We start from the raw sequence: 21802 nt of genomic DNA, 5'->3' as shown, positions 1-21802 counted from the left end.
GAATAGCGCGTGGATTTGCATGGGCCGGCCATTTCGCGGACGCACTGTGAGCATTACCGGAACGGCTCTTTCAGTGGATGACACCGCAATGGGCTAAACATTAAATTTTATGCGATATGACTGAGTGGAGGAGGTCGGACTGCCAGTTTCAGACGTTCGACCCCTGTGAGTAGATTGATAACTGTTCCGGGAGGCATTGAAGAAATCTTCTCAAGATTTTCTGAACATTGCCGTATAGACAGGTTGGATTTGCGCATCTTCTGGTGCGCTTATAGTTGATCCATGCTTTGTCTCGGAACTTAAATAAAAAATGAAACGTGGCGGAATACCTATGTTGGTCGCGGGCGTGTTGTCGATTGCCGGTTGCGCAACGACTTATCAGGAACCGACGCAAAGCGACGCATCCACCCTTGTTTTTCGCAAAGCCGCTGATTTCACTGCGCAGGCCATGATCTATGGCGGCGCAGCGGAGTGCACGGAGCGACATCTTCTGCCAGTGATGAACACAGACAAGGAACTGGCGCGCAAAGTGATTCCCGGCGCACCACTTTCTTTTTCAATGTTCTATACGAAAAATCTGTTGGTGGCAGGCAGGTTCTGCGTCGACACGTTGACATTCACGCCGGTTGCCGACCACACCTATGTTGCCACGCTGTCCGTGGACGACGGCCAATGCCATATCGATCTGAAAGACAGAGGCGCAGCGGCCGCGCCGCTTGCGACGCCAGAGCCGGTGATTAGCAAAGAGCACAACTGGAAACGCGCGATGACGGAACAAGGTCCATTTTGCGGTTCGTGATGTGATAAGGGATTATGGGCTTTTGCACTGGATGTCGTTGCAGGGGGATGTGCGAAAGTCTGTATGCCGCGAATTTGGAGGGCGGATATTGGTGGCGCAAGGAAGGTTGCGAGACAAGTCTATTCATTTGGCATTGAATGGTGCGGTTTTACGGGTTTCGGCAATTAGCGACGTTCGACATCGTAGCCAAAATCCTCGACAATCGCTGCCGCCATTACCTTTTAGTCTCGCCCGGATTCATGCGCAACATTACCTATCTGATTCTTTCGATTATGCTCGCCTCTCCGCTCCCGGCAGTGGCATTCGGGCCCAACAATTCAGACTATGACCAGTGCATATTGCTTTCACTGACAAACAGTGAAAGCAGGCAGGCCGCAACCTCAATTAGAGATGCATGCTACGCGCTTTATAGAAACGGCGAGTTGCTCTTGCCTCGCGAAAAGTCGTATCACGTCTGTGTGCTGCAGAATGTGCAGGGCGTGAGAGACGTATTTGCCGTTAATGAGATCTTGCACGCTTGCCGCCGTCAGAATCGGATGTGACTGTCCGCTGATGAATTTGGCCGCCGTTCTGTGTGGGCCGGGCGAGTTTGCGATGCGATGCGATTCGCATCGACCGGGAGTGAACTTCCGGGTTCGGCCAGCGACGGCCAGTCATCATCGCATCGGAGCTGACATATGAGCGACCACTCGATGTCGAAACACGGTCGCGGCGTTACAGGGCTTTGTCTCAAAGCGTGCTCGCGGTATCGGAAGCATCGAATATGTCATTTGCCTTCGGCTACTTTAAGCCCGGTGTCGTGAACGACGCGTCGGTCGTGGAGGCTAGCGGTCACGGCGTCGCGGTCGGAGGAACTGATGTCATATATCTAACGTTTTCCCCAGAAGACTTGGCGGGATCGCGAGGCCGACGTATCAGAAAATTACCACTTATCTGGCACTTTGGACGTCGGGTCATATTCCCCCCATTGCCAAAGAACGGGACGCCCAATGTCCAGATGGTTCTATCCGGCCGTACTAAACCATTCATTTCGTACGGGCTAATTTGAAGGGTAAGGCGAGCGGGATATGAGTGCTATCTAATGTATCAAGCATCATTCCATTATCCATCCTGCGTGAGAGTAGCGTCTGCATGCAGAAACAGTCGAGGTTCAAGTTTCTGAGTCAGATCCGACAGAGCCGTATTGATCTGTGACGTCATATTCAAATGCGCGCGTCCCAATGTTTCGAACAATCAATGATGCTTGCTGGGCTAGCATCAATGAATTTATGCAAAATAAGTAAAATCGGGCCAACATGTAATTTTTAGATAATTGATGAAACATTTTGTGTTAAAAATCGGGTGCATTTTTACGTACAAAAAATTGGAGAAATTCGTGAAAAAATCGAGGGTGCTCTGCGCACTTTTTGGAGTGTTCGGATTTATCGCAACTACTGCTTTTGCAAATTTGGTAATAACAGCACCAAACCAAGGGATACCGAGTCGCACAACGACATGCGACTGTGAGCAGGAGGCAATCGTCACACCCGGGTCGTATTCGGCACCGGCTGGTTCAACGATGGACATGCTCACCAATGTCTGGATCACGTCACACGCAAACGGCAATGCGACTGTGTTCGCAAGTTCACCAGACGCGTTCTGCAAAGTGATGCCAGGCTCTTTCCTTTCGTATCAGTGGCCCACCCAGCCGTACAATTATCAGGTGACGGTCGAATGTCAAACTGGCTTGGTTGTCAAACAGAGTTCTATCACCATCCAGGCGTGTACGCCTATGTCGGACTGTGAAACGTTAACCATTCCGTTGAATATCACCGCATATATCGGACACTAAATAAATCTCCAATCTCAAGGAAACGCCCACCATTCGTCGGACTTTTTCATTTGCGACACTAGCCTTGGTTTCGACATAAATGCTGTGACCTTGGGCGTCAATTCACTTGGAGCTGCTTCAGGCTTCAGGTTGGTCCAGTTTCACATAAACAAATAGGAGAATTTCGTGAAAAAATTTAGCATATTCTACGCGTTGCTAGCCGCATTCGTATTCATCGCTCCTGCTGCTTTTGCACAACTGATAATCACAGCACCAAACCAGGGGGTACCAGATCACACGGTGAATTGCGACTGTGAGCAGGTGGCAATCGCCACGCCCGGATCTTACACAGCGCCAGCCGGTACGACGATGGATATGCTTACCAATGTCTGGATCACGTCTCACTCAAACGGCAATGCGACTGTATTTGCAAATTCGGCACATGCGGCCTGCAAAGTTTTGCCGGGGACATTCCTTTCGTATCAGTGGCCCACCGAACCGTACAATTATCCGCTGACGATTGAATGCCATACCGACTTAGTTGTTGCGCAGACCTCTATCACCATCCAGGCATGTACGCCGATGGGAAAATGTGAAACGTTGGACGTCCCGTTGAATATCACCCCGTCGACCGCACATTAAAAATTTTTCTGTTTTAATGAAAAGTCCCACTATTCGTGGGAATTTTTTGGTTTAATCACGGCAGCGCTGACAAAGCATCAAAAAATGCGAGTTATATTCCTCGACTGTTTTCACTGGAATTTCGCCGTGAATACTGTGACCTTGGGCGCCGGTTCGCTCGAAACTTTTTCGGGACGCTGTATTGCCGCGATGAAGCGCGAACCGCAGGGCGCATACTTCACATCTCGTTCAGATCTTGGCTCAGCCGAGGGCTTCTTAACGACGACGAACCGGCGAATGGCTGCTGTACTTTGGAACACGACGATCAGGCGGCGATCGCCTGAATGTCCGAGATGGGCGGCGGATTCAACCGGTGGATGCAATAGTTTGCTGGAATTGTTCGGCTGGCGTCTCGTAGTCCAATGTCTTTCTCGGACGCCCGTTCAATCGTCTTGCCACGGCATTGAGTTTGGCCTGCGAATACACTGACAGGTCGGTGCCTTTAGGGAAGTACTGCCTTAACAGCCCGTTTGTATTTTCGTTCGATCCGCGCTTCGATGGATGCTGAGGATCGCAGAAGTAGACCTGGATATCAGTGGCCACAGTGAAGCGTTTGTGTCCGGCCATCTCCGTTCCCCGATCCCATGTCAGCGATTTATAGACCTCCTGCGGTAATTTTCGGCATGTTTGATGAGCGCTCGATGACCGTTTCGCTGTCCTTGCTGGCTATATTCACCAGCATGACATAGCGTGTCTGTCGCTCGACGAGCGTCGCAGTCTGGCTGCTCCCGCGGCCGCACAGAAGATCGCCTTCCCAGTGCCCCGGCGCTGTGCGGTTGTCAATTGCGGCTGGACGTTCGCTGATCGACACCGTGTCGCGAATCCTGCCGTGGTCGTCCGTCTTCTGCGTGTGATGGCGCGAACGGCAAGTGCCCCGGGTGCGCCGCAAATGTTCCAGCAACCCATTCTCAGGGCTAGATGAAGAGACTGCGATAGATGGTCTGGTGGGACACGTGGTACTCCTCGTTGTCTGGGTACGTAAGCCTGAGCCATCCGGCAATCTACTGCGGTGACCACTGCAACTGGAGCTTGTCTGCCACGATGTGCGCCAGCGTTCGGTGCACAACCAGTTACTGGCTTTGGGGCGCTGCGCCCGATTCCAGGCAAACTGATTGGCGTGGCTTGCCCGATAGCCGTCCGGGCCACTGTTACATTTGATTTCACGACAGATGGTGGAGGGAGCTTGCGAAAGTGGCATGGCGATTGACTGGATTGAATCGTCGGCCGCAAGTGCCCGCGAGATTTATTCGCGCTCCTCCAGCGTCAACGCCAATCTCGATCGATGCCTTTGTAGTGACTGGATTTCAGCTGTCTCAGCCAGAATCCCCTGTACAGACGAGTGGTTCCAGTCAAAAAGCTTGACGACTTTCTGAAAGCGACTCTCCCTTGCGCCAACGTTCCCAGATCAGCGCTTTCTGCTTCTCGCTGTAGTAAATTCGCCGTCGCTGTTTCATCTGCAACACTCCCACTGCTTGCGCAGTCTTTAGTGTGTTGCATCCACCGGTTGAATCCGCCATCGCCTGCCACCGTTCGAAGCAAGCAGTAATCAGCCAGAAACCGGCGATCAACAACTCCATCCGGACATTCGCCTCACACCTTCGCTAGCGGCTCGTAAGCTCTCTCCGGTATGTCAGCCAGCCTGGACGTATGCACCTGTGCGCTAAGCCCAAAGAACTTCTGGAAGCTCATAATCAACGGCGACCACTTATCCGGATCGATCCGATTGGCGTGACCTTCCATCAGCAGATCGGGATGGACGTGAACGCGCTGGATCCGCACCTCTATCAAACTGATAAAGCCGCGCAGTTGATCACTGTCTTCGCCGATGCCGTGAGTTGCCGCAACGACAGCTTCGAGCTGGATCGGACATTCGAGTGCGCGTGGCGCGCTGACGGTATCGGATGCCACTCTCGTCATTCCCGCGCGGCCGAATTTGTCGGGTTCATAGACGTAGCCCAACGCCTGCCTGAATTCAGAAACAGGATATGTACCCGTGGTTCGTGCAATGCGGTCGACAGCGCCGACCTCGTTGACTGACGGAAGATTCAGCACACATTCTCCGGTGCGGAGCAGATTGCGTGTGGTCTGCGATGCTGACGCGATACCCAGCACGCCTCGCCAGCCCAGCCAGAACGCCGACGACATGGGCGCGAGATTGTGCGTCCCGTCTTCGTTGACGGTGCTGATCAGAACAACGGGCGTTCCCAGATACAGGATGTGGGGCTCTGCGACTACGTGAGGCGTATTCATGGGTTCCTCGATATGTGAATGGAGGATTCCATGATGCGATCTGTTCACACTCGATACACCCCGATTCTTGCTTCGTTATTCGTCGCCGCGTTAGTCTTGCGATTGGGAGCCCTTCAGGGCTGATCGAAGTCGACTACTTGCGTATCTGGTGAATATCAGGCGCCCCATGATTCTGATCGTGTCCGCATCCACGTAACTGCGCGAATGATTCCGGATCATCGATCTCATCAACGGAAACAAAAAGCCGCCTGCGCGGCATCACACCAGGCAGGCGGCATCGAGGCCACTTTGCAATAACTTCACCGACGCCTTCCAGCGCCAGAAATTCAAGCGGCCTTCTTAATGGCCCTAACGGCCTTAATGGTCGAGCGGCGGCCTGATGTCAGGATCGCTCTCGACCACTTCCTGCGTTGCAAGCCAGTACGGCTGACGGTCGTAATAGCTATGCATCGTCGTGCCCCATTTTGAATCGGCCATTGTCGGCCAGTGGTCCTTGTCGAAGCCAGGATCGTCCTTCAGACGCTGCGCAGTGATATCGACGTGAAAGCATTTTTCATCAGTGTCGAGGGTCAGCGCGCTCCACGGGATGGCGTGCAATGTCGCGCCCATGCCCAGGAAGCCGCCTTCGGACAGAACGGCATAGGCGATTCGTCCGCCGCGTACGTCCAGCATGATGTCGGAGATTTTGCCCACATGCTCGCCATCCGACGACATGACCTTGGTGCCGTCGAGCGTCGCCGACGCCATCACGTCCGGCCCCGGACCTTCGCCGATACCGCTGCCAATCACGTTGGCGCCGCCACGCGTATCACCTTGAGGATTGATTGAGCCCATTTGTGCCTCCTGAAAGAATGGTGCATCGAGCATGCCGCAAGGGCCATACCTGACGTATCCACCGAGCGGTGGCCGTTTCTTCCAATGGTCTGCACAAAGCGGGATGCGTTTGAACGCTTGCCCTACGCGATAGCGGCGCATGCGCAACGTTTAATAAACCGCCTCATTCAGAGCGCAGCAAAGCCAGCAAACGCGGCGCGCCCCACATTACCCAGCACCGTGTCGTTTTGCGGCGTATGAATCCGCGCGCACAACACGTCGCGATAGTGACGCTCCAGCGGATTGTTGCGACTAAGTCCCGGATTGCTACTCGCCTCCAGCGCGAGTTCCACTGCTTCGATCGCGTGCCGGCTGACCAGATATTTGATCGACGGCGCCTCCGCTGCGCTCACCTGGCCAGCCGCGCCCGCATCCAGCAGGATGCGGTTATTGAACAGCAACGTATCGATGCGGCCCACTGTCTGCTGGAAACTGTCGAGACTCGACAGCGGCGCCTTCAGTCCAGACGGGATGCGCGAAGCGGCCCATTGCACGAACCAGTCACGCGCGGCGCGCGCGACACCGTCGTAGATTGAGGGGAGCAATACGTTCATCCAGATGCCCGTGATCGGGTCCATGCCGCTCGCCGATTCGGGAGCCTGAAGATCGACCGCATAGCCGAGCGGCACACGCACGTTCTCGAAGATAACCTCATGACTACCCGTTGCGCGCATGCCGAGATGGTTCCACGGTTCGCCGAATCGGATGCCCGGCGTATCGCGATGAACGAGCCAGGTCCCCACGCGCGGCGATGCTTCATCCGTGCGGCCCCAGACTGCGAACCAGGTGAGGCCAGGACTCCCCGTCGAATAAAGCTTGCGGCCGCTCAGTAGCCAATGATCGCCGTGACGTTGCCCAACCGTCGCAGGCAGGCCGCCACGGGACGGCGAGCCGAGTTCCGGTTCGACACGCAGCGAATTGATCAGCCCGCCGCGCTCGACCGCATCGCGCGCAATCCGCTCTTTCAATTCGACGGGCCAGTTCGGATTTGCCTGAAGGCGCAAATGATAGAGGCACTGCATAACGAAGATCAGCGCCGTCGAAGGCTCGCCGCGTGCGATTGCACGGACCACCTTCAGCGTTTGTGCCAGCGTCGCTTCGTGCCCGCCGAGCGCACGCGGCACGGTCAGCGATAGCAGGCCCGCGCGCCGCAAACGCGCGAGGTTGTGATGCGGAAATTCGGGGCCGCTGTCGAGCGCGGCTGCGCCTGCGGCGAATTCGCCGGTTAAGGCGTTGAGCCATTCGTCTGCTTGCGGGCCGTCGAGGTCGGCGAGCGCGTGCAGTGCAACGGCGTCGCGCTCCACGTCGTCAAACGAGGTAGCGGGGTGGCGGCTGGTCATAAGCGTGACTCGGAGAGACTGAAGCGGACGTGTGTCGACCTTATTGCCCGGCAAGCGGGAATTGACGATCGAAACTCGGCGTCACGTCCAGATGCGTTTTGATGACATCCGCGCGTTCGTACAGATTGGCGGTCTTCTGCTGCTCGGCAATCAAACCGTCGTCGATGGCGACAGGATGTAGTTGCGCGCGCTGATACATGGTCTTCAACACGTCAGGCGGCAAGCCGGTGACCTTCGACTGCATCGCCGCCACTTCGTCGGGATGCGATAACGCCCAACGCTGTCCTGCCGCGACGCGCTTCAGGAAGTCGGCGATCTCGCTTTGCTTTGCCTTGATCGACGCTTCGGTGGCCGCCTGGAAGCTAAGGCCCGACGACAGGTTGACGCCGTTCGCAATGCTGCGGTCGTGATCGCGCTGCTCGGCCAGCGCGACATACGGGTCCCACGTGGACCATGCATCGACATTGCCCGACGCGAGCGCGGCTTTGGCGTCGGCGGGCTGCATGAAGCGCAGCGACACGTCCGACTGTTTGATGCCTGCGCGCTCCAGCGTTGCAATCGCCAGATAGTGACCAATCGAGCCGCGCGTCGTGGCGATGCGCTTGCCCTTCAGATCGGCAGCGGACCGGATCGGCGAGCCGTCGGGCACGATGATCGCGAGATCGACCGGAGCCGAGCGCGTCGCGGCCACCGCGCGCACTCTCGCGCCCGCCGCATACGCGAAGATCAACGGCGCGTCGCCCAGGCCGCCGACGTCGATTGCGCCTGCGTTGAGTGCTTCGCCAAGCGGCTGCGCAGCGGGGAAGTTGAACCACTCGATCTGGTAAGGCACATTCTTCAATTGCCCGGAGGCTTCCAGAACGCCGCGCGTCTGCAATTGCTGATCGCCTACCTTCAATGTCGTGTCGGCGAGCGCGGCCTGAGCCGCGCCAACGGTCAGCGCGGCGAACATCAGGCCGGAGAGAAGCCGGTGCGTGAAACGAAGGGCAGGATAGGTCATGAGATGTCGGTATGTAGAAAGCGCAGCAATGCAAAAGCACACAATACGTACGCGTCTTTTATAAGGCAAACGCATTGTTCTGCTTTCTTAAGATGCAAGTTAGAAAAGCACGGCGCGCTTGAACAGAAGCACGACAACACGCTAAGCTCGCGTCAGTGCCGTGTCGTCGCGGTCATTTCACACTCCACGCTCAACTCCACGCAAAAGCCAATCAATGAAACTCGATGACATCGAGGCCTTCGTCGCCGTCGTGCGCAGTCAGTCGCTCAGTCAGGCAGCCGACTCTCTTGCGCTGACCCAGCCGGCCGTCACGCGCCGCATCCAGAACTTCGAAGAAGCGCTCGGCGTCGAACTGCTCGACCGCAATACCAAGCCGCTGAAAACCACTGCAATGGGTCGCGCGGTCTACGATCAGTGTCGCGCGATCGTGCGTGAAGTGGACGCGCTCAGACACCTCGTTACCGACGATTCGCCGCTCGCAGGCGTGTTGCGGCTCGGCGTCGCGCAAACCGTCGCCGATGTCGCGATGCTCAAGGCACTGCACGCGCTGCGTGGCGCGCATCCTGAGTTGCAGGCGCGGGTCTCGACGGGGTGGGGCAATCCACTGCTGCAAAGAGTGGAAGACGGCGAACTGGATGCCGCGATTGTTCTACTGCCCGCCAATCGCGTATTGCCGGAAGCGCTGTCGGGCAAGATGCTGGGCGAGTTGAAAATGGCCGTGGTCGCGCGCAAGGGCACACTGAAAAAGCGTGCACATACGCTGGCCGAGTGCCAGTCGTACGGATGGGTGTTGAACCCGGACGGCTGCGGTTTTCGCGCGGGTTTGCAGCAGACGCTCGCAGCGCAGGGGTATACGCTGAAACTCAATCTGGAAACACTGGGCACGGAGTTGCAACTCGGTCTGGTGGCCGATGGTGTCGGCCTCGGGTTGGTGCCGCAGCCGCTGCTGCGCATCAGCACTCACGCCGCGCAACTCGATGTGATTCAGGTCAGCGATTTCAAGCCCGAAATCGCAGTGTGGATCGTGCGATCACGCGCACTCGGCAAGTTCGAGTCGGCGCTGCAGGTGCTCGCGGAAAGCGTCGAGCAGCGCTTCAAGGCCGCGCATCTGTCGCGAGCAGCCTGAGTGCTTGAAGCGCGAGCGGCTTCGGTGGACCGCTCGCGTTGCCCGCTGCGTCGTTAGATCACAAAGAACCCGTGCGTGCCGTCACGATCGAGTTGCGCGACGAGACCGTACTCCCACTCCAGATACGCGTTCATCGCTTCGCGTGCATTGTCGGTGCCTTCATACGGACGGCGGTATCGATCGATGCGCGGCGACGCCAGGCGTTGTTCGCCCGTTTCGGAGGGCAGGCCCGCTGCAATCCATGCGGTCGTGCCGCCGTCGAGCACATGCACCGGCTTGCCCGTCAACGCGGCGATTTCCGGCGCGACGTACGGTGCTAGCGCGTTGGTGCCGCACGTGACCACATAGCGCTTTGCATCGGGCAACGCGCGCAGATCGTCGGCGCCATTCGACAGACGCGAGCGCACGAGCCAGTACGCGCCGGGAACGTGCGCCTTCACATGATTCGCACTCGACGTGACGTCGATCACCAGCGTTCCGCTCGATGCGTCCGCGAGCAATACAGCGAGTTCGTCGGCACGTAGAGCCGGTGTCGCCGCTGTGGGTTCGGGCTTTAAGCCACGCCATGCGCCGCTATCGGTGAGGTCGTCAGCCGACGCTTCGTCGACGACATACACGTCGACGTTCATCTGCGCGAGCCACGACGCCGTCATATTCGCGCGCACGCCGTCGTCGTCGAACAGCACGACGCGTGCGCCGCGCACCGGCGCGAACATCTCCGTCTCCTGGACAAGCTGGCCACCTTGAGCGCCCTGAAAACCCGGCGCATGAGCGCGCTCGTATTCGGCAGGCGTGCGTACGTCGAAGCGATACGTGGTGCGTGCGGAATCCGCTGCCCATCGGGCCGCTTCCGCGAGCGTCGTGCGATGAACCCCGGCGCGGTCGGCCAGCGCCCGCGAAGCGGTGCGCGACGCGTCGAGATGAGTGTCGGCGAGACCGGCCTGCGGATCGAAACGACGCTGGCTACCGTGCTCGAGCGTTTGCCCCGCGAGCGTCCAGCCGATCGTGCCGTTGCGCAGCGCGGCGACCGGATTCGGCAAGCCCGCATTCACCAGCGACTGCGCGCCGATGATGCTGCGCGTGCGCCCCGCGCAATTGACGATCACACGCGTTGCCGGATCTGGCGCGAGCGCGCGCGCACGCAGCACGAGTTCCGCGCCGGGCACGCTGACGCTGCCGGGAATGTTCATCGTCTGATATTCGTCGAAGCGACGCGCATCCAGCACCACCACGTCGTCGCCGTTCGCAAGCAGCGTGTTGACCGCCTCTGCCGACAACGACGGCGTATGCCGTTGCGCTTCGACGAATTCACCGAATGCCTTGCTCGGCACGTTCACATCGCGGAACACTTCACCGCCCGCGCGAATCCAGCCGTCTAGTCCGCCCGCAAGTAACGCGACCTGCGTGTAGCCGAGCGACGTCAGCACGTCGGCGGCTCGCTGCGCGAAGCCTTCGCCGGCATCGAACAGAACGATCGGCACGTCGCGCCGGGGCAGTCGCGTGTACGCATCCAGTTCGATTTTCGAAAGCGGAAAATTGGCGGCGAACAGCGGATGACACTGCGCGTGCGGATCTTCTTCGCGCGTATCGAGCAGCGCGATTTCACGGCGCGCCAGCAGTGTTTGTCGCACGTCTTCGTAAGTGCGGGTCGGGTATGACGTCATGAACGGGGTTGTTCCTTGCTGAGGTCCCACAGGTTGGGGAGTGTCGGATTCGAGTAGCCGGAAATAAAGGGCTTGGGCACGCCCTCCGGTGAATAGGTCGCGCGGCGCACCGCGCCGATGTTCGCGCCATAGACGTGGATGCTGATCGATGTGCGATCGTCGTAGGCATTGCGTACGCGGTGGATATCGCCGATAACGGGCGACACCGCTTCGACATCGCCCGCGTCGAGACGCAGTTCGGCGCCGCTCTGCTGTAGCGAGCCGTCGGCATGACGCGTATACGGCGCGGCCAGTTCGGCGCCGCGCAGCACGCCGATGAGACCCCACACCGTATGGTCGTGAATCGGCGTCTGCTGGCCCGGTCCCCACACGAAACTCACCACACTGAAACGCTGACGCACATCGGCGTAAAGCAGGTATTGCTGGTAGCGCTCGGGCGACGGTTGCGCGTACGCATCGGGAAGCCAGTCGTCGGTGCGGATCAACTCGTGCAACGCGGCCTTGCCGTGTTCGAGCAGCGCGCTTTCCCCGACATTCGAATCGACCAACTCCGCGATGTCTCCGATAAAGCTTCGCAGTTTATGAATGGACATCAGTCGAGAAAATCCCTTTCTGTTTCCAGCAAGCCTTCATACAGGCTGTCGAATGAATGCCGTGCGCCGTTGGCGCGGCCTATCTGCTGATGGGTCAGATCGGCCATCTCGTGCGGTATTGGCTGTGGCGTGCCTGCGGCTTCGGCAAGCAGTTGCGTGTGGCAGGCGTTCTCTAACGCGATGTACCACCACGCCGCCGCTTCCACCGACGGACCCGCCGTCAGGATGCCGTGGTTCTTCAGGATCACCGCCTTGCGTGAGCCTAGCGTGTCGGCAATCCGCGCACCCTCGCTGGTGTCGAGCACCACGCCGCGAAAATCGTCGAACAGTTCATGGTCTTCGTAGAACACGCACGAATCCTGCGTCAGCGGATCAAGCTTGCGGCCGAGCGTGGACCACGCCTTGCCGTAAAGCGAATGCGTATGCGCGGCCGCCACGATCCCGGGATGCGCTTCGTGAATCGCCGCATGAATCGCAAATGCCGCCTGATTCAGCGGACCATCGCCGATCACGATTTCACCGTGCTGATTGACGAGCAGAAGATCCGAAACCCGTATGCGGCCAAAATGCCGCCCCAGCGGATTGACCCAGAAATGATCGGTCCATTCGGGATCGCGCGCGGTGATGTGTCCCGCGAGACCTTGTGCAAAACCGTTGTGCGCAAACAGGCGGAATGCGCCTGCAAGTCGCTGCCGACGGTGAAGACGTTCCTGTTCGAGCGAACGTTGCGGCACGTTGTCGTCATCGAACCAGAACTTGCGTACGGGCGTTTCGCGAAACGTGAGGGAAGAGTGGTCGGCGGTCGGGGTGCTCATGGGGTTCTCTCGGGTCCGGTCATGCAGCGCGACGCACGCGAGAGGTCAACTCGCGGGTGGCGGGGATCAGTTCGCGGCCATAGTCGATTGCGTCGTCGAGCGGATCGAAGCCTCGAATCAGGAAAGTGGTGACGCCCAGTTCGTAGTATTCGCCGAGTGTCTGCGCGACCTGTTCGGGCGTGCCGACCAGCGCGGTCGAATTCGAGCGGCCGCCGATTTCCTTGGCCACTGCCGTCCACAGACGGTCATCCGCGCGCACGCCATCGCCCGACGCGGCGAGCAGACGCCGCGCGCCTTCGCTTTGCTGCGGAGCGCCTGTCGGCAAACCCTTCTCGGCGCGCAAACGGCGCGTCTCGTCGAGAATGTGTTCGGCGCGTTCCCACGCGGCTTTTTCCGTCGACGCGAGGATCGGCCGGAACGACACCGAGAAGCGCACGGTGCGGCCGTGTTTGGCGGCTTCGGCGCGTACGCGGGTGACCTGCTCGAGCACCTGCTGTTTCGATTCGCCCCATAGCGCGTACACGTCGGCATGTTTGCCTGCGACTGCGAGCGCAGGTTCCGATGCACCGCCGAAATATATCGGCAGATAGGGCGTCTGTTTCGGCTTGACTTCGGAGAACGCACGCTCGAAGCGATAGAAGCGACCCTCGTGATCGAACGGCTCCTGTTCGGTCCATACGCGACGCAGCACTTCAAGGTACTCGTCAGTGCGTGCATAGCGTTCGTCGTGACTCAGGAAGTCACCGTCGCGCCGTTGATCCTCGTCGCTGCCCCCAGAGATGAAATGCACCGCGAGCCGCCCGCCGGAGAAGTGATCGAGCGTGGCAAGCTGCCTGGCTGCGAGCGTCGGCGCGACAAAGCCGGGTCGATGCGCCAGCATGAAATGAACCCGTGACGTAACGCTCGCGGCATAGGCAATCGTGATCGTCGCGTCGGGGCTGGTCGAACTGTGCGGCACGAGAATGCGATCGAAGCCCGCATTCTCGTGCGCCTGGGCGAAGGCGCGCACGTAATCGGTATCGATAGCGGGACCTTGCGGATGATGCGTTTCCGACGTCACACGTTGCTGAATCATGCCGATGAATTCGACGCTCACGTTAGCTCCTTGCGGAAATCCGTTGGGGTGGATAGAGGAATGCTTTAGCAGATAAGCCGGAGAGTGGCCCATCAACCTGTCGCATGCAGGCTAACATCGCGTTATGCAAGGGCTAAATAGTATATTCAGCTAAAGATATCGAATGTGCATGTTAATGGCGGCGCAAGCTAATAGCCGCGTTACACGTCCACGCGCCTGAGCGTGGTGCCTGCGCGTCACGCAACCCACACATATGACGTCGTTGGGTGCTGTCATTGCATTCGCTGTTTATGCATTGTTAAGGAGTCAGCGACCGCAAGCAGACGAAGCGAAGCGCAAATATACTTGCACGACCGTATCCGCGATGGAGATCAACCGATGTCCCGTCAGCTTCGCCTCGGCGCTTTCATGCGCCCCACCACGATTCACACCGGCGCATGGCGCTACCCCGGCGCCTATCCCGACGCCAACTTTAACTTCACGCACCTGAAGCGTTTCGCGCAGACGCTCGAACGTGGCCGCTTCGACGCGTTCTTCATGGCGGACCATCTCGCGGTACTCAACATGCCGCTCGACGCGCTCAGGCACAGCCACACGGTCACGTCGTTCGAGCCACTGACCTTGCTGCCGGCACTGGCCGCAGTCACCGAACGGCTCGGGCTGGTCGCGACCGCATCGACCACGTTCGACGCGCCGTATCACGTGGCACGCCGCTTCGCGTCGCTCGATCACATCAGCGGCGGCCGGGCAGGATGGAATCTGGTGACGACATCGAACCCGGACGCAGCACTCAATTTCGGCCTCGACGAGCATGTGGAACACGACGAACGTTATCGACGCGCGCGTGAGTTCTTCGACGTGGTCACCGGACTGTGGGATAGCTGGGCCGACGACGCTTTTATCCGCGACACCGCGAGTGGCGACTACTTTGATCCCGCGAAACTGCATGTACTGAACTACAAAAGCGACAACTTCTCGGTGCGGGGGCCATTGAATATCGCGCGGCCCGTGCAGGGCTGGCCGGTGATCGTGCAGGCAGGTTCATCGGAAGCAGGGCGGCAGATCGCGGCCGAAACTGCGGAAGTGGTATTCACCGCCCAAAGTAATCTTGCCGACGGCCAACGCTTTTATGCCGATGTCAAAGGGCGAATGGAAAAACTCGGCCGACAGCGCGATCACATGAAGATCCTGCCGGCTGCATTCGTCGTAGTGGGCGACACGCTGGAACAGGCTCAGGAAACGCGAGCGCGGCTCGACACATATGTTCACTATGAAAGCGGCATTGCGTCGTTATCGATTGCATTGGGTCACGACGTCTCCCGTTTCGATCCGGATGGATCGTTGCCCGAGATTCCCGAAACCAACGCGAGTCGCACGGCGCGTCAACGGGTGCTCGAATGGGCGCAGCGAGACGGTCTGACGATTCGCCAGCTTGCGCAGCGCATTGGCGGTTACTCGGGGCTGGAAATGGTCGGCACGCCGGCATCGATCGCGGACCAGATGGAGCAGTGGCTCGTGGAAGAAGGCTCGGATGGCTTTAATGTCATGTTCTCCCACCTTCCGGCCGGACTCGACGACTTTGTCGATAAGGTCGTGCCGGAGTTGCAGAGACGCGGCCTGTTCCGCCGCGAATATGAAGGGGCGACGCTGCGCGAGAACCTTGGCTTACCGCGGCCGGAGAACCGATTCTTTCGCCGGTAAAACACCCTGACGCGGCCGTCGGAAGAAAGGTAGAGCGAGATCCCGGTCCATTGCCGGACCGGGATCTTCTGCTTTAGAACAGATGCTTGATACCGGCCGACACTGCGACCTGTTTGCTGGTCGCAGACGGTGTGAGATAGCCAATCGCAGCCACGGCCGGACGTCCGAGCGAGTCGGTTCCGCTTGCATGCTGGAATGCGCCGGTCACATACAGGTCCGTCGCTTTCGACAGCGAATACGCGGCACCCAGGTTGACCTGCTCGTACTTCGCGCCTTCCTTGCCGCTCGTACTGCCGCCTTCCGTATAGTCGAACGATGTGCCGAAGCGCAGGAACGGTGTGGCCTGATAACGCAGGCTTGCGCCCACCGTATTCAGACTCGTCGAACCGTGATATCCGAACGTATTCAACGCTGCGGTCGTCCCGAGACCACGGAACTGCGTATTCGAGTAAGACACGCCGAAGATCGCGCCTCCTGCTGCATAGGTTGTCGCGACGGAAACCGTCTGCTGCGAATTGGCCGACGCAAAGCCCGCGATAGCCGGATTGGATTCGGCGGTCGTGGCCGAGCCTGCGGAGCCGAGATTATTGCCCGTCGCGGTCGCATTCGGGTTGGTGCCGTATAGCGACACGTTCGGATTGCGCGCATTGAAGATCGACGCGCCGATCGCGAACGCTCCGCCCGTATAGTTCGCACCCAGCGACCAGTACTGGTTCTGCGTAGCATTGCCGGCCACACCGCCGAGGCTGTACAAGCCGCCGAAACGGAAGCCTCTATAAGTGTCCGACAGATACTTGAGCGTATTGTTGATACGGTGCGTGAAGTTCAGATTGTCATAGTCGGCGGGATGAATCGCGAGGTTACCCCAATACCATCCATAAATGAGCGGCGAAACGAATTCGACCGACGCGTCACCCTGACGGCCCAGGGTGAACGTACCGTATTGCGGAGCCGAAAGTCCCACATAAGCCTGCCGGCCGAATATCGCACCGCCTTGCCCTAGCGCGCCATTGTTCACGCTGAAGCCACCCTCGATCTGGAAGATGGATTTCAGTCCACCACCCAGATCTTCAACGCCTTTCAGGCCCCAGCGGCTCGATGCCAGCCCGGACGAGCCGCTGTCGAATTGCGCTACCTGTGTGCCGCCTTTTGGCCGTCCCGAAGCGGAAGTCGCTGCGGTTTGCGCGTTGTTCACGTAAGTCACGTTGCCGGTCACGATGCCATATAGCGTGACGCTGCTTTGTGCGTTTGCAGTGCTGGCCAGCAGAGAAGAAATACTGAATGCGAAAAGTAGTTTTTTCATATTTTTTGAATCGATGTCGAGGGGCGCGTCGCGGAAGTGACTAAATGAAGAACATCTGACGATGCCGGGAGAACGATAAGCAAAAGCAATCGACGGAACAAACAATAAAAGTCGATATGGATATCGGTCATTTGTTTCCGGGAAGCGCTACAGCTTCAATAAATTGGCGATGGCATCGGACATCGACACTTATTAGTATTCCTTGGGTAATTTGCTGTCGGTTGATTGAACAGATTCGCGTTATATAGCGGCAGAAAATAGCTTTGGAAGAGGGTATGACGAAGAAGATTGGTAAGGCGAAAGCGTATGAAACTGCGCGCATGTCGCGTGCTCACGACACTTTTTTGGGGACGTGTGTTGTCAAAGGACGAGCAGGTTATCGGGAGCGTAAAAAAAAGCGACGTCGTTGCCGACACAAAGATGCGGGCAACGACGTCGGCTATCTGCTGATAGGTGCCGCAATAGAGCGGCACGTATCGAGGAGTAGAAAAGCTGTTTAACGGGTAGCGCGTGTATTGCCCGCTTCATAACCCGGCGGCACGAGAAATCCGCCATAAACCTCTTCCAGCAGAGCCGCAAATGCAATCGGCGTGCGGTCTTCGAGCCACGGCCCCACGGCTTGCGCGCTGACCGGCAAGCCGTCATCGTCCAGACCGAGAGGGAAACTGGTGGCCGGCAATCCGGGCAGCACAGGCAACCCCGCCCAGTAGAAGAAGTCGAGGAAGCGCACTTCGCGCACGCCGTCTTCGAACGCTACAGGATAGGTGCGCGCGTCTTTCGGCTGCTGCTGGTTGTGGCGGAAGGCAGGTACCGGCGCGACCGGCGTCACGACTACATCGAACGATTCGAAAAGCCGTTCCCACTGATGACGCAATGCATGTCGTTGTTCATCGGCCCTGAGCCAGTCGCGATGGGCGAGCGTGGGGGCGCGCAGCCAGGCGGCGTCGGCGCTGTCGTCGTCGGGGGCGAGTGCGGCGAGGCGCTCGCGGGCCGCCTCGCTCAATGCGGGCGGCTCGGCCAGCGACGAACCCAGCAAGGTCCGGTACAGCGCATGACTGCGGGTGAGATCGGGCAACAGACCGCCGGGAAGATCGGCAGGGCGGCTCACCTGCACGCCCTGTGTGCGCAATCGCTCGACCACGCGTTCGGACACGAAGCGCTCCGATACACTTCTTTCGGTGCCAGGCCACGTATCGATCACCAGCACACGGAATCCGGCGAGGTGCGCATGACGCGCGGGCGGCAACGTTACATGCCACGCTTTATTCGTCAACGGATCGCGGTTGAGCAGCAGATCGAGTGCGAGTTCGAGGTCGCCTGCACTGCGCGCGAGCGGCCCGGCGACACTCAGATCGCGCGCGGAAAAGCGACCGCGCGGTGCACCTGCGCCGAGCAGGGATACGAGACCGTAGCTCGGTTTATGGCCATAAACGCCGGTGAAATGCGCGGGAATGCGGATCGAGCCGCCGATATCGGAGCCGAGTTCCAGCGCGACATAACCCGCCGCGAGCGCCGCCGACGATCCGCCGGACGATCCACCGGGTGTGCGCTCATGATCCCAGGGATTGCGCGTCAATCCATAGACTTCGTTGTAGCTTTGCAGGTCGGAAAGCGCGAGCGGCACATTGGTTTTGCCGATGATCAACGCACCCGCGTCACGCAGAGCGGCGACCGAGAGCGAATCGCGCTCTGCGACGTTGTCAGCGAAAGCCGGATTGCCGACGCTGGTCACGAGTCCCGCCACATCGAATGATTCCTTTACCGTAATCGGCACGCCAAGTAATGGGCGTCGGTCGCCACGCGCCAATGCCGCGTCGGCATCACGGGCGGCAGCTCGCGCGGTGTCGAAATCGCGCGCGACCACGGCGTTCAATTCGCCGTCGAAGCGTGTAATGCGGGCAATCGTATGTTCCAGTAATTCGACCGCTGACACGCGGCCTTCGGCCAATGCTGCGGCCTGCTCCCGCGCACTGGCAAAGGTCAGTGCATCGAGTACGGCGGACTTCGGTTCATCCAGTTCAGGTGCGCTCATGGTAGCTAGATCTCAGGTCGATGGTCAGGCTTTCGGTTCGATCCACGCGTCGGAGAAATCGCCCGCCGTCAGATCGATGCTGTTGTTCAGGTTGTGAACCCGCGAGTGATACACCTGCAACGCCGACGGCACCGTCACCAGCGGCAGCACCGGCAGGTCACGGCCGACGATCTGCTGAATCTGCCGGAACGCGGACGCGCGGCGGCCCTCGTCGGTTTCGACGGCGGCCGCTCGAAACAGGTCGTCGACTTGCTGGTTCTGATAGTGCGAAGCGTTGATCCAGATGAGCGGATGGCTGACACCGTCCGACCAGTAAATGCGCTGCACGCCAACCGTCGGATCGTAAAGACGGCCGAGGCCGTTCAGATTCAGATCGAACTCGCGAGCCGTATAGGCGCGACGCAAATAGGTCGGCAGATCGCCGTCGAGAATGCTCGCCTTGATACCGATGCGCGCGAGCGCGGCGCGCAGATAATCCGCCGCGCGCCGGAAATCCGATCCGCTGATGTAGTTGATCTTCAGCGCGAAACGCTGGCCGTCGGCCTGTTTCGGATAACCTGCCGCATCGAGTAAGCGATTCGCTTCGTTCACGTCGAACGGATAGCGAAAGGTGCTGTCGTCGTAATAGCTCGACAACACGGCGGGCACTGGCGAATCGACCACGCTCGAACGTTGGTAGAAGACGTTGTCCTTGATGAAGTTGCGATCTATCGCGTGTGCAATAGCCTTGCGCACCTCGGGCTTGGCAAGCACTGGATTGTCCAGGTTGAATTCGAGGAAAGCCGCGTTGTTCAGATACGCATCGTAGCTGTCGTCGATTTTCAGATTCGGCAACTTTGCAAGACGGCTCAGATCGGCGAGGCCGACGTTGGTTGCGGCATCGACCTCACCGGTTTCGAGCGCGGCGGAAATGGACGCCTGATCGGGCACGATACGGTAGATCACATGGTCCAGATTCGGTGCGCCCGGCCGCCAGTAGTTCGGATTCCTGCGAAGGCTGACGTGACTGCCGCGCACCCATTGGTCGAAGACGAACGGGCCGGTGCCAATTGGCGCGGTGAGATTCGGGCTTGTCAGAGGATCGCCGTCGCCGTAGCGGTGTTGCGGCACGATGGGCAATTCCGCGGACGAAAGAGCCTTGATCAGATAGGGCGTCGGCTTGCCGAGCACCACGATGGCCGTCAACGGATCGGGCGTTTCGACCCGCTCGACATTGGCGAGCGTGATGCGTCCGCGCGGGCCGAGGCGTTTTTGCGTGAGGATCGAGTAGCTGACGTCGGCGGACGTGAAGCTCTCGCCATCGTGCCACTTCACGTTGGGCCGCAGTTTGAACGTGTATCGCAGACCGTCGTCACTGGTGCTCCAGGCAATGGCGAGCAGCGGTTGCGGCTTGAACTGCGCGTCGTAGCGCAACAACCCTTCAGTAATTTTCGCGCTGATGTTGCGGATCACCGTATTGGTGTCGAGCAGCGAAACCAGCGACGGCGGCTCCTGCTGGACTGCATAGGTGAGCGTTCCGCCCTTCGCGGGCGTGGTCGCTTGCGTGCTGGCGGCTGCCGCAGTCGGGAGGTCCGCCCATGTGCCGAGTGCACCGGCGGAGAGAGCGGCCAGCGATGTCTGCATGAAACGCCGACGATCTACAGTCATGGTTAGCCTTTTAGCGCGTTTGCCGTTGTGTGTTCAGTTGCCCCGTGACGCGCAATTCGACCGAAGAACGGATGCCCCGGATCGTTGAAGCCAGGCGTCGACGGATGGCCGCTCGTCACCAGCGAATCGACGAATGCTTCGTCGTCGGCATTCAACTGATAGCGCAGCGCGGGCAGATAATCCTGCCATTGCGCTTCGGTGCGCGGACCGGCAATCGTCGAACTGATATAGCGGCTGTTGAGCACCCACGCCAATGCGAATTGGCCCGCCGACAAACCGCGCGCCTCGGCATGTTCCCGTACGCGCCGCGCGAGTTCGATCGACTCGGGACGCCATTCGGTCTGCTGCAAGCGGCGGTCGCTGCGGCCCGCGCGCGTATCGGCACCGGGTGTCGCGCCGGGTTCGTATTTGCCGGTCAGTACGCCGCGCGCGAGCGGGCTATAGGAGATCACGCCGAGCCCATAGCGGTGCGCGGCAGTCAATTGCTCAGCCTCGGCCTGACGATTGGCGATGTTGTAAAGCGGCTGGCTTGCGATAGGCGCAGCGAGTCCAAGCGCCTGCGCCGTGTGGCTGAACTCCGCAATCTTCCACGCGCGATGATTCGACAGCCCGTAGTAACGCAGCTTGCCTGCGCGGATCAGATCGTCGAGTGCGCGCACCGTTTCATCAACCGGCGTTTCGTGATCTTCGCGATGGATGTAGAGCAGGTCGAGATAGTCGGTGCCGAGCCGTTTCAGGCTGGCATCGACGGCGCGCTCGATGTATTTGCGCGACGCACCTTGCGCGTTCACGTCGCCGCTTTGCAGCGGGTTCGCAAATTTTGTCGCCAGTACCCAGCGTTCGCGCTGTGCCGCGATTGCGCGGCCAACCACGCGTTCCGACTCGCCCTTGCCGTAGACGTCGGCGGTATCGATCGAATTCACGCCCTGTTCCTGCGCCTGATCGATGATGCGGGCTGCGGTCGCTTCGTCGGTGGGGCCGCCGAACATCATTGTGCCGAGCGTCAATGTCGAGACCTTGATGCCGCTGCGGCCGAGTTGTCTGTATTCCATGTCAGTCTGATTCCGTGAGATTACGAGTCGAAAAGAAAGGC

At 59.2% G+C, this 21802-nt stretch carries 19 protein-coding genes and 1 pseudogene; 5 read left to right on the top strand and 15 right to left on the bottom strand.

The window, feature by feature from the left end; all coding sequences use genetic code 11:
• Positions 1 to 331: 331 nt before the first annotated feature.
• Positions 332 to 799: a hypothetical protein gene (locus ABH945_RS28210; protein ID WP_429252754.1), complete on the top strand. Its 468-nt coding sequence runs from the start codon at positions 332 to 334 to the stop codon at positions 797 to 799.
• 239 nt (positions 800 to 1038) lie between these two features.
• On the top strand, positions 1039 to 1341 hold the full coding sequence (locus tag ABH945_RS28205; RefSeq protein WP_429252753.1) for a VF_A0006 family four-cysteine protein: 303 nt from the start codon (positions 1039 to 1041) through the stop codon (positions 1339 to 1341).
• 724 nt (positions 1342 to 2065) lie between these two features.
• Here the strand turns inward: ABH945_RS28205 and ABH945_RS28200 are convergent.
• Positions 2066 to 2365: a hypothetical protein gene (locus ABH945_RS28200; RefSeq protein WP_429252752.1), complete on the bottom strand. Its 300-nt coding sequence runs from the start codon at positions 2363 to 2365 to the stop codon at positions 2066 to 2068.
• Between the two features lie 430 nt (positions 2366 to 2795).
• Here ABH945_RS28200 and ABH945_RS28195 point away from each other — a divergent pair, with 430 nt between their 5' ends.
• Positions 2796 to 3251, top strand: a complete 456-nt coding sequence (locus tag ABH945_RS28195) for a hypothetical protein (RefSeq protein WP_429252751.1) — start codon at positions 2796 to 2798, stop codon at positions 3249 to 3251.
• 345 nt (positions 3252 to 3596) lie between these two features.
• On the opposite strand, the pseudogene ABH945_RS28190 reads toward ABH945_RS28195, so the two are convergent.
• The 6 genes and pseudogenes from ABH945_RS28190 to ABH945_RS28165 form a co-directional block, all read right to left on the bottom strand.
• Positions 3597 to 4488, bottom strand: a pseudogene (locus ABH945_RS28190) (IS30 family transposase).
• 151 nt (positions 4489 to 4639) lie between these two features.
• Positions 4640 to 4867: a hypothetical protein gene (locus ABH945_RS28185; protein ID WP_429252750.1), complete on the bottom strand. Its 228-nt coding sequence runs from the start codon at positions 4865 to 4867 to the stop codon at positions 4640 to 4642.
• Between the two features lie 13 nt (positions 4868 to 4880).
• Entirely contained in the window at positions 4881 to 5540 is a 660-nt protein-coding gene (locus tag ABH945_RS28180; RefSeq protein ID WP_429252749.1) for a flavin reductase family protein, read from the bottom strand.
• Positions 5541 to 5897: 357 nt separating this feature from the next.
• A complete protein-coding gene (locus ABH945_RS28175; RefSeq protein ID WP_074771440.1) occupies positions 5898 to 6374 on the bottom strand; it encodes a PRC-barrel domain-containing protein in 477 nt (158 codons plus the stop codon).
• 167 nt (positions 6375 to 6541) lie between these two features.
• Positions 6542 to 7753 (bottom strand): acyl-CoA dehydrogenase family protein, encoded by a 1212-nt coding sequence (locus tag ABH945_RS28170; RefSeq protein WP_429252748.1) that lies wholly within the window; start codon positions 7751 to 7753, stop codon positions 6542 to 6544.
• Positions 7754 to 7793: 40 nt separating this feature from the next.
• Positions 7794 to 8705 (bottom strand): ABC transporter substrate-binding protein, encoded by a 912-nt coding sequence (locus tag ABH945_RS28165; protein ID WP_429252983.1) that lies wholly within the window; start codon positions 8703 to 8705, stop codon positions 7794 to 7796.
• Positions 8706 to 8967: 262 nt separating this feature from the next.
• Here ABH945_RS28165 and ABH945_RS28160 point away from each other — a divergent pair, with 262 nt between their 5' ends.
• Positions 8968 to 9879, top strand: coding sequence for a LysR family transcriptional regulator (locus tag ABH945_RS28160; RefSeq protein WP_429252747.1), 912 nt, complete (start codon positions 8968 to 8970; stop codon positions 9877 to 9879).
• Between the two features lie 53 nt (positions 9880 to 9932).
• Here ABH945_RS28160 and ABH945_RS28155 read toward each other — a convergent pair whose 3' ends face one another.
• The 4 genes from ABH945_RS28155 to ABH945_RS28140 are packed head-to-tail and all read right to left on the bottom strand — an operon-like array spanning position 9933 to position 14047.
• A complete protein-coding gene (locus ABH945_RS28155; RefSeq protein WP_429252746.1) occupies positions 9933 to 11543 on the bottom strand; it encodes a rhodanese-related sulfurtransferase in 1611 nt (536 codons plus the stop codon).
• Positions 11540 to 12136, bottom strand: a complete 597-nt coding sequence (locus tag ABH945_RS28150; protein ID WP_429252745.1) for a cysteine dioxygenase — start codon at positions 12134 to 12136, stop codon at positions 11540 to 11542. Before ABH945_RS28150 ends, ABH945_RS28155 begins: the two co-directional genes overlap by 4 nt.
• A complete protein-coding gene (locus ABH945_RS28145) occupies positions 12136 to 12951 on the bottom strand; it encodes a class II aldolase/adducin family protein (RefSeq protein ID WP_429252744.1) in 816 nt (271 codons plus the stop codon). The genes ABH945_RS28150 and ABH945_RS28145 overlap by 1 nt, the downstream gene beginning before the upstream one ends.
• Positions 12952 to 12970: 19 nt before the next feature.
• Positions 12971 to 14047, bottom strand: a complete 1077-nt coding sequence (locus ABH945_RS28140; protein WP_429252743.1) for an LLM class flavin-dependent oxidoreductase — start codon at positions 14045 to 14047, stop codon at positions 12971 to 12973.
• A gap of 357 nt (positions 14048 to 14404) precedes the next feature.
• Between ABH945_RS28140 and ABH945_RS28135 the strand changes: the two genes are divergently transcribed.
• Positions 14405 to 15727 (top strand): LLM class flavin-dependent oxidoreductase, encoded by a 1323-nt coding sequence (locus tag ABH945_RS28135; RefSeq protein WP_429252742.1) that lies wholly within the window; start codon positions 14405 to 14407, stop codon positions 15725 to 15727.
• Between the two features lie 73 nt (positions 15728 to 15800).
• On the opposite strand, the gene ABH945_RS28130 is transcribed toward ABH945_RS28135, so the two are convergent.
• The 4 genes from ABH945_RS28130 to ABH945_RS28115 all read right to left on the bottom strand — a co-directional run bounded on the left by ABH945_RS28130 (position 15801) and on the right by ABH945_RS28115 (position 21761).
• The gene (locus ABH945_RS28130) at positions 15801 to 17030 is read right to left on the bottom strand and encodes a porin (RefSeq protein ID WP_429252741.1); all 1230 of its coding nucleotides are present in this window, start codon (positions 17028 to 17030) and stop codon (positions 15801 to 15803) included.
• 496 nt (positions 17031 to 17526) lie between these two features.
• The gene (locus tag ABH945_RS28125; RefSeq protein WP_429252740.1) at positions 17527 to 19062 is read right to left on the bottom strand and encodes an amidase; all 1536 of its coding nucleotides are present in this window, start codon (positions 19060 to 19062) and stop codon (positions 17527 to 17529) included.
• 24 nt (positions 19063 to 19086) lie between these two features.
• Entirely contained in the window at positions 19087 to 20709 is a 1623-nt protein-coding gene (locus ABH945_RS28120) for an ABC transporter substrate-binding protein (protein WP_429252739.1), read from the bottom strand.
• Positions 20710 to 20711: 2 nt separating this feature from the next.
• The gene (locus ABH945_RS28115) at positions 20712 to 21761 is read right to left on the bottom strand and encodes an aldo/keto reductase (RefSeq protein WP_429252738.1); all 1050 of its coding nucleotides are present in this window, start codon (positions 21759 to 21761) and stop codon (positions 20712 to 20714) included.
• Positions 21762 to 21802: the final 41 nt, after the last annotated feature.

Origin of the sequence: Paraburkholderia sp. GAS333 (genome assembly GCF_050435665.1) — a bacterium.
GTDB classification, from domain to species: Bacteria; Pseudomonadota; Gammaproteobacteria; order Burkholderiales; family Burkholderiaceae; genus Paraburkholderia; species Paraburkholderia fungorum_A.
Note: the sequence above shows the minus strand (reverse complement) of the source record. Positions and strands in the feature narration are given on the sequence as shown.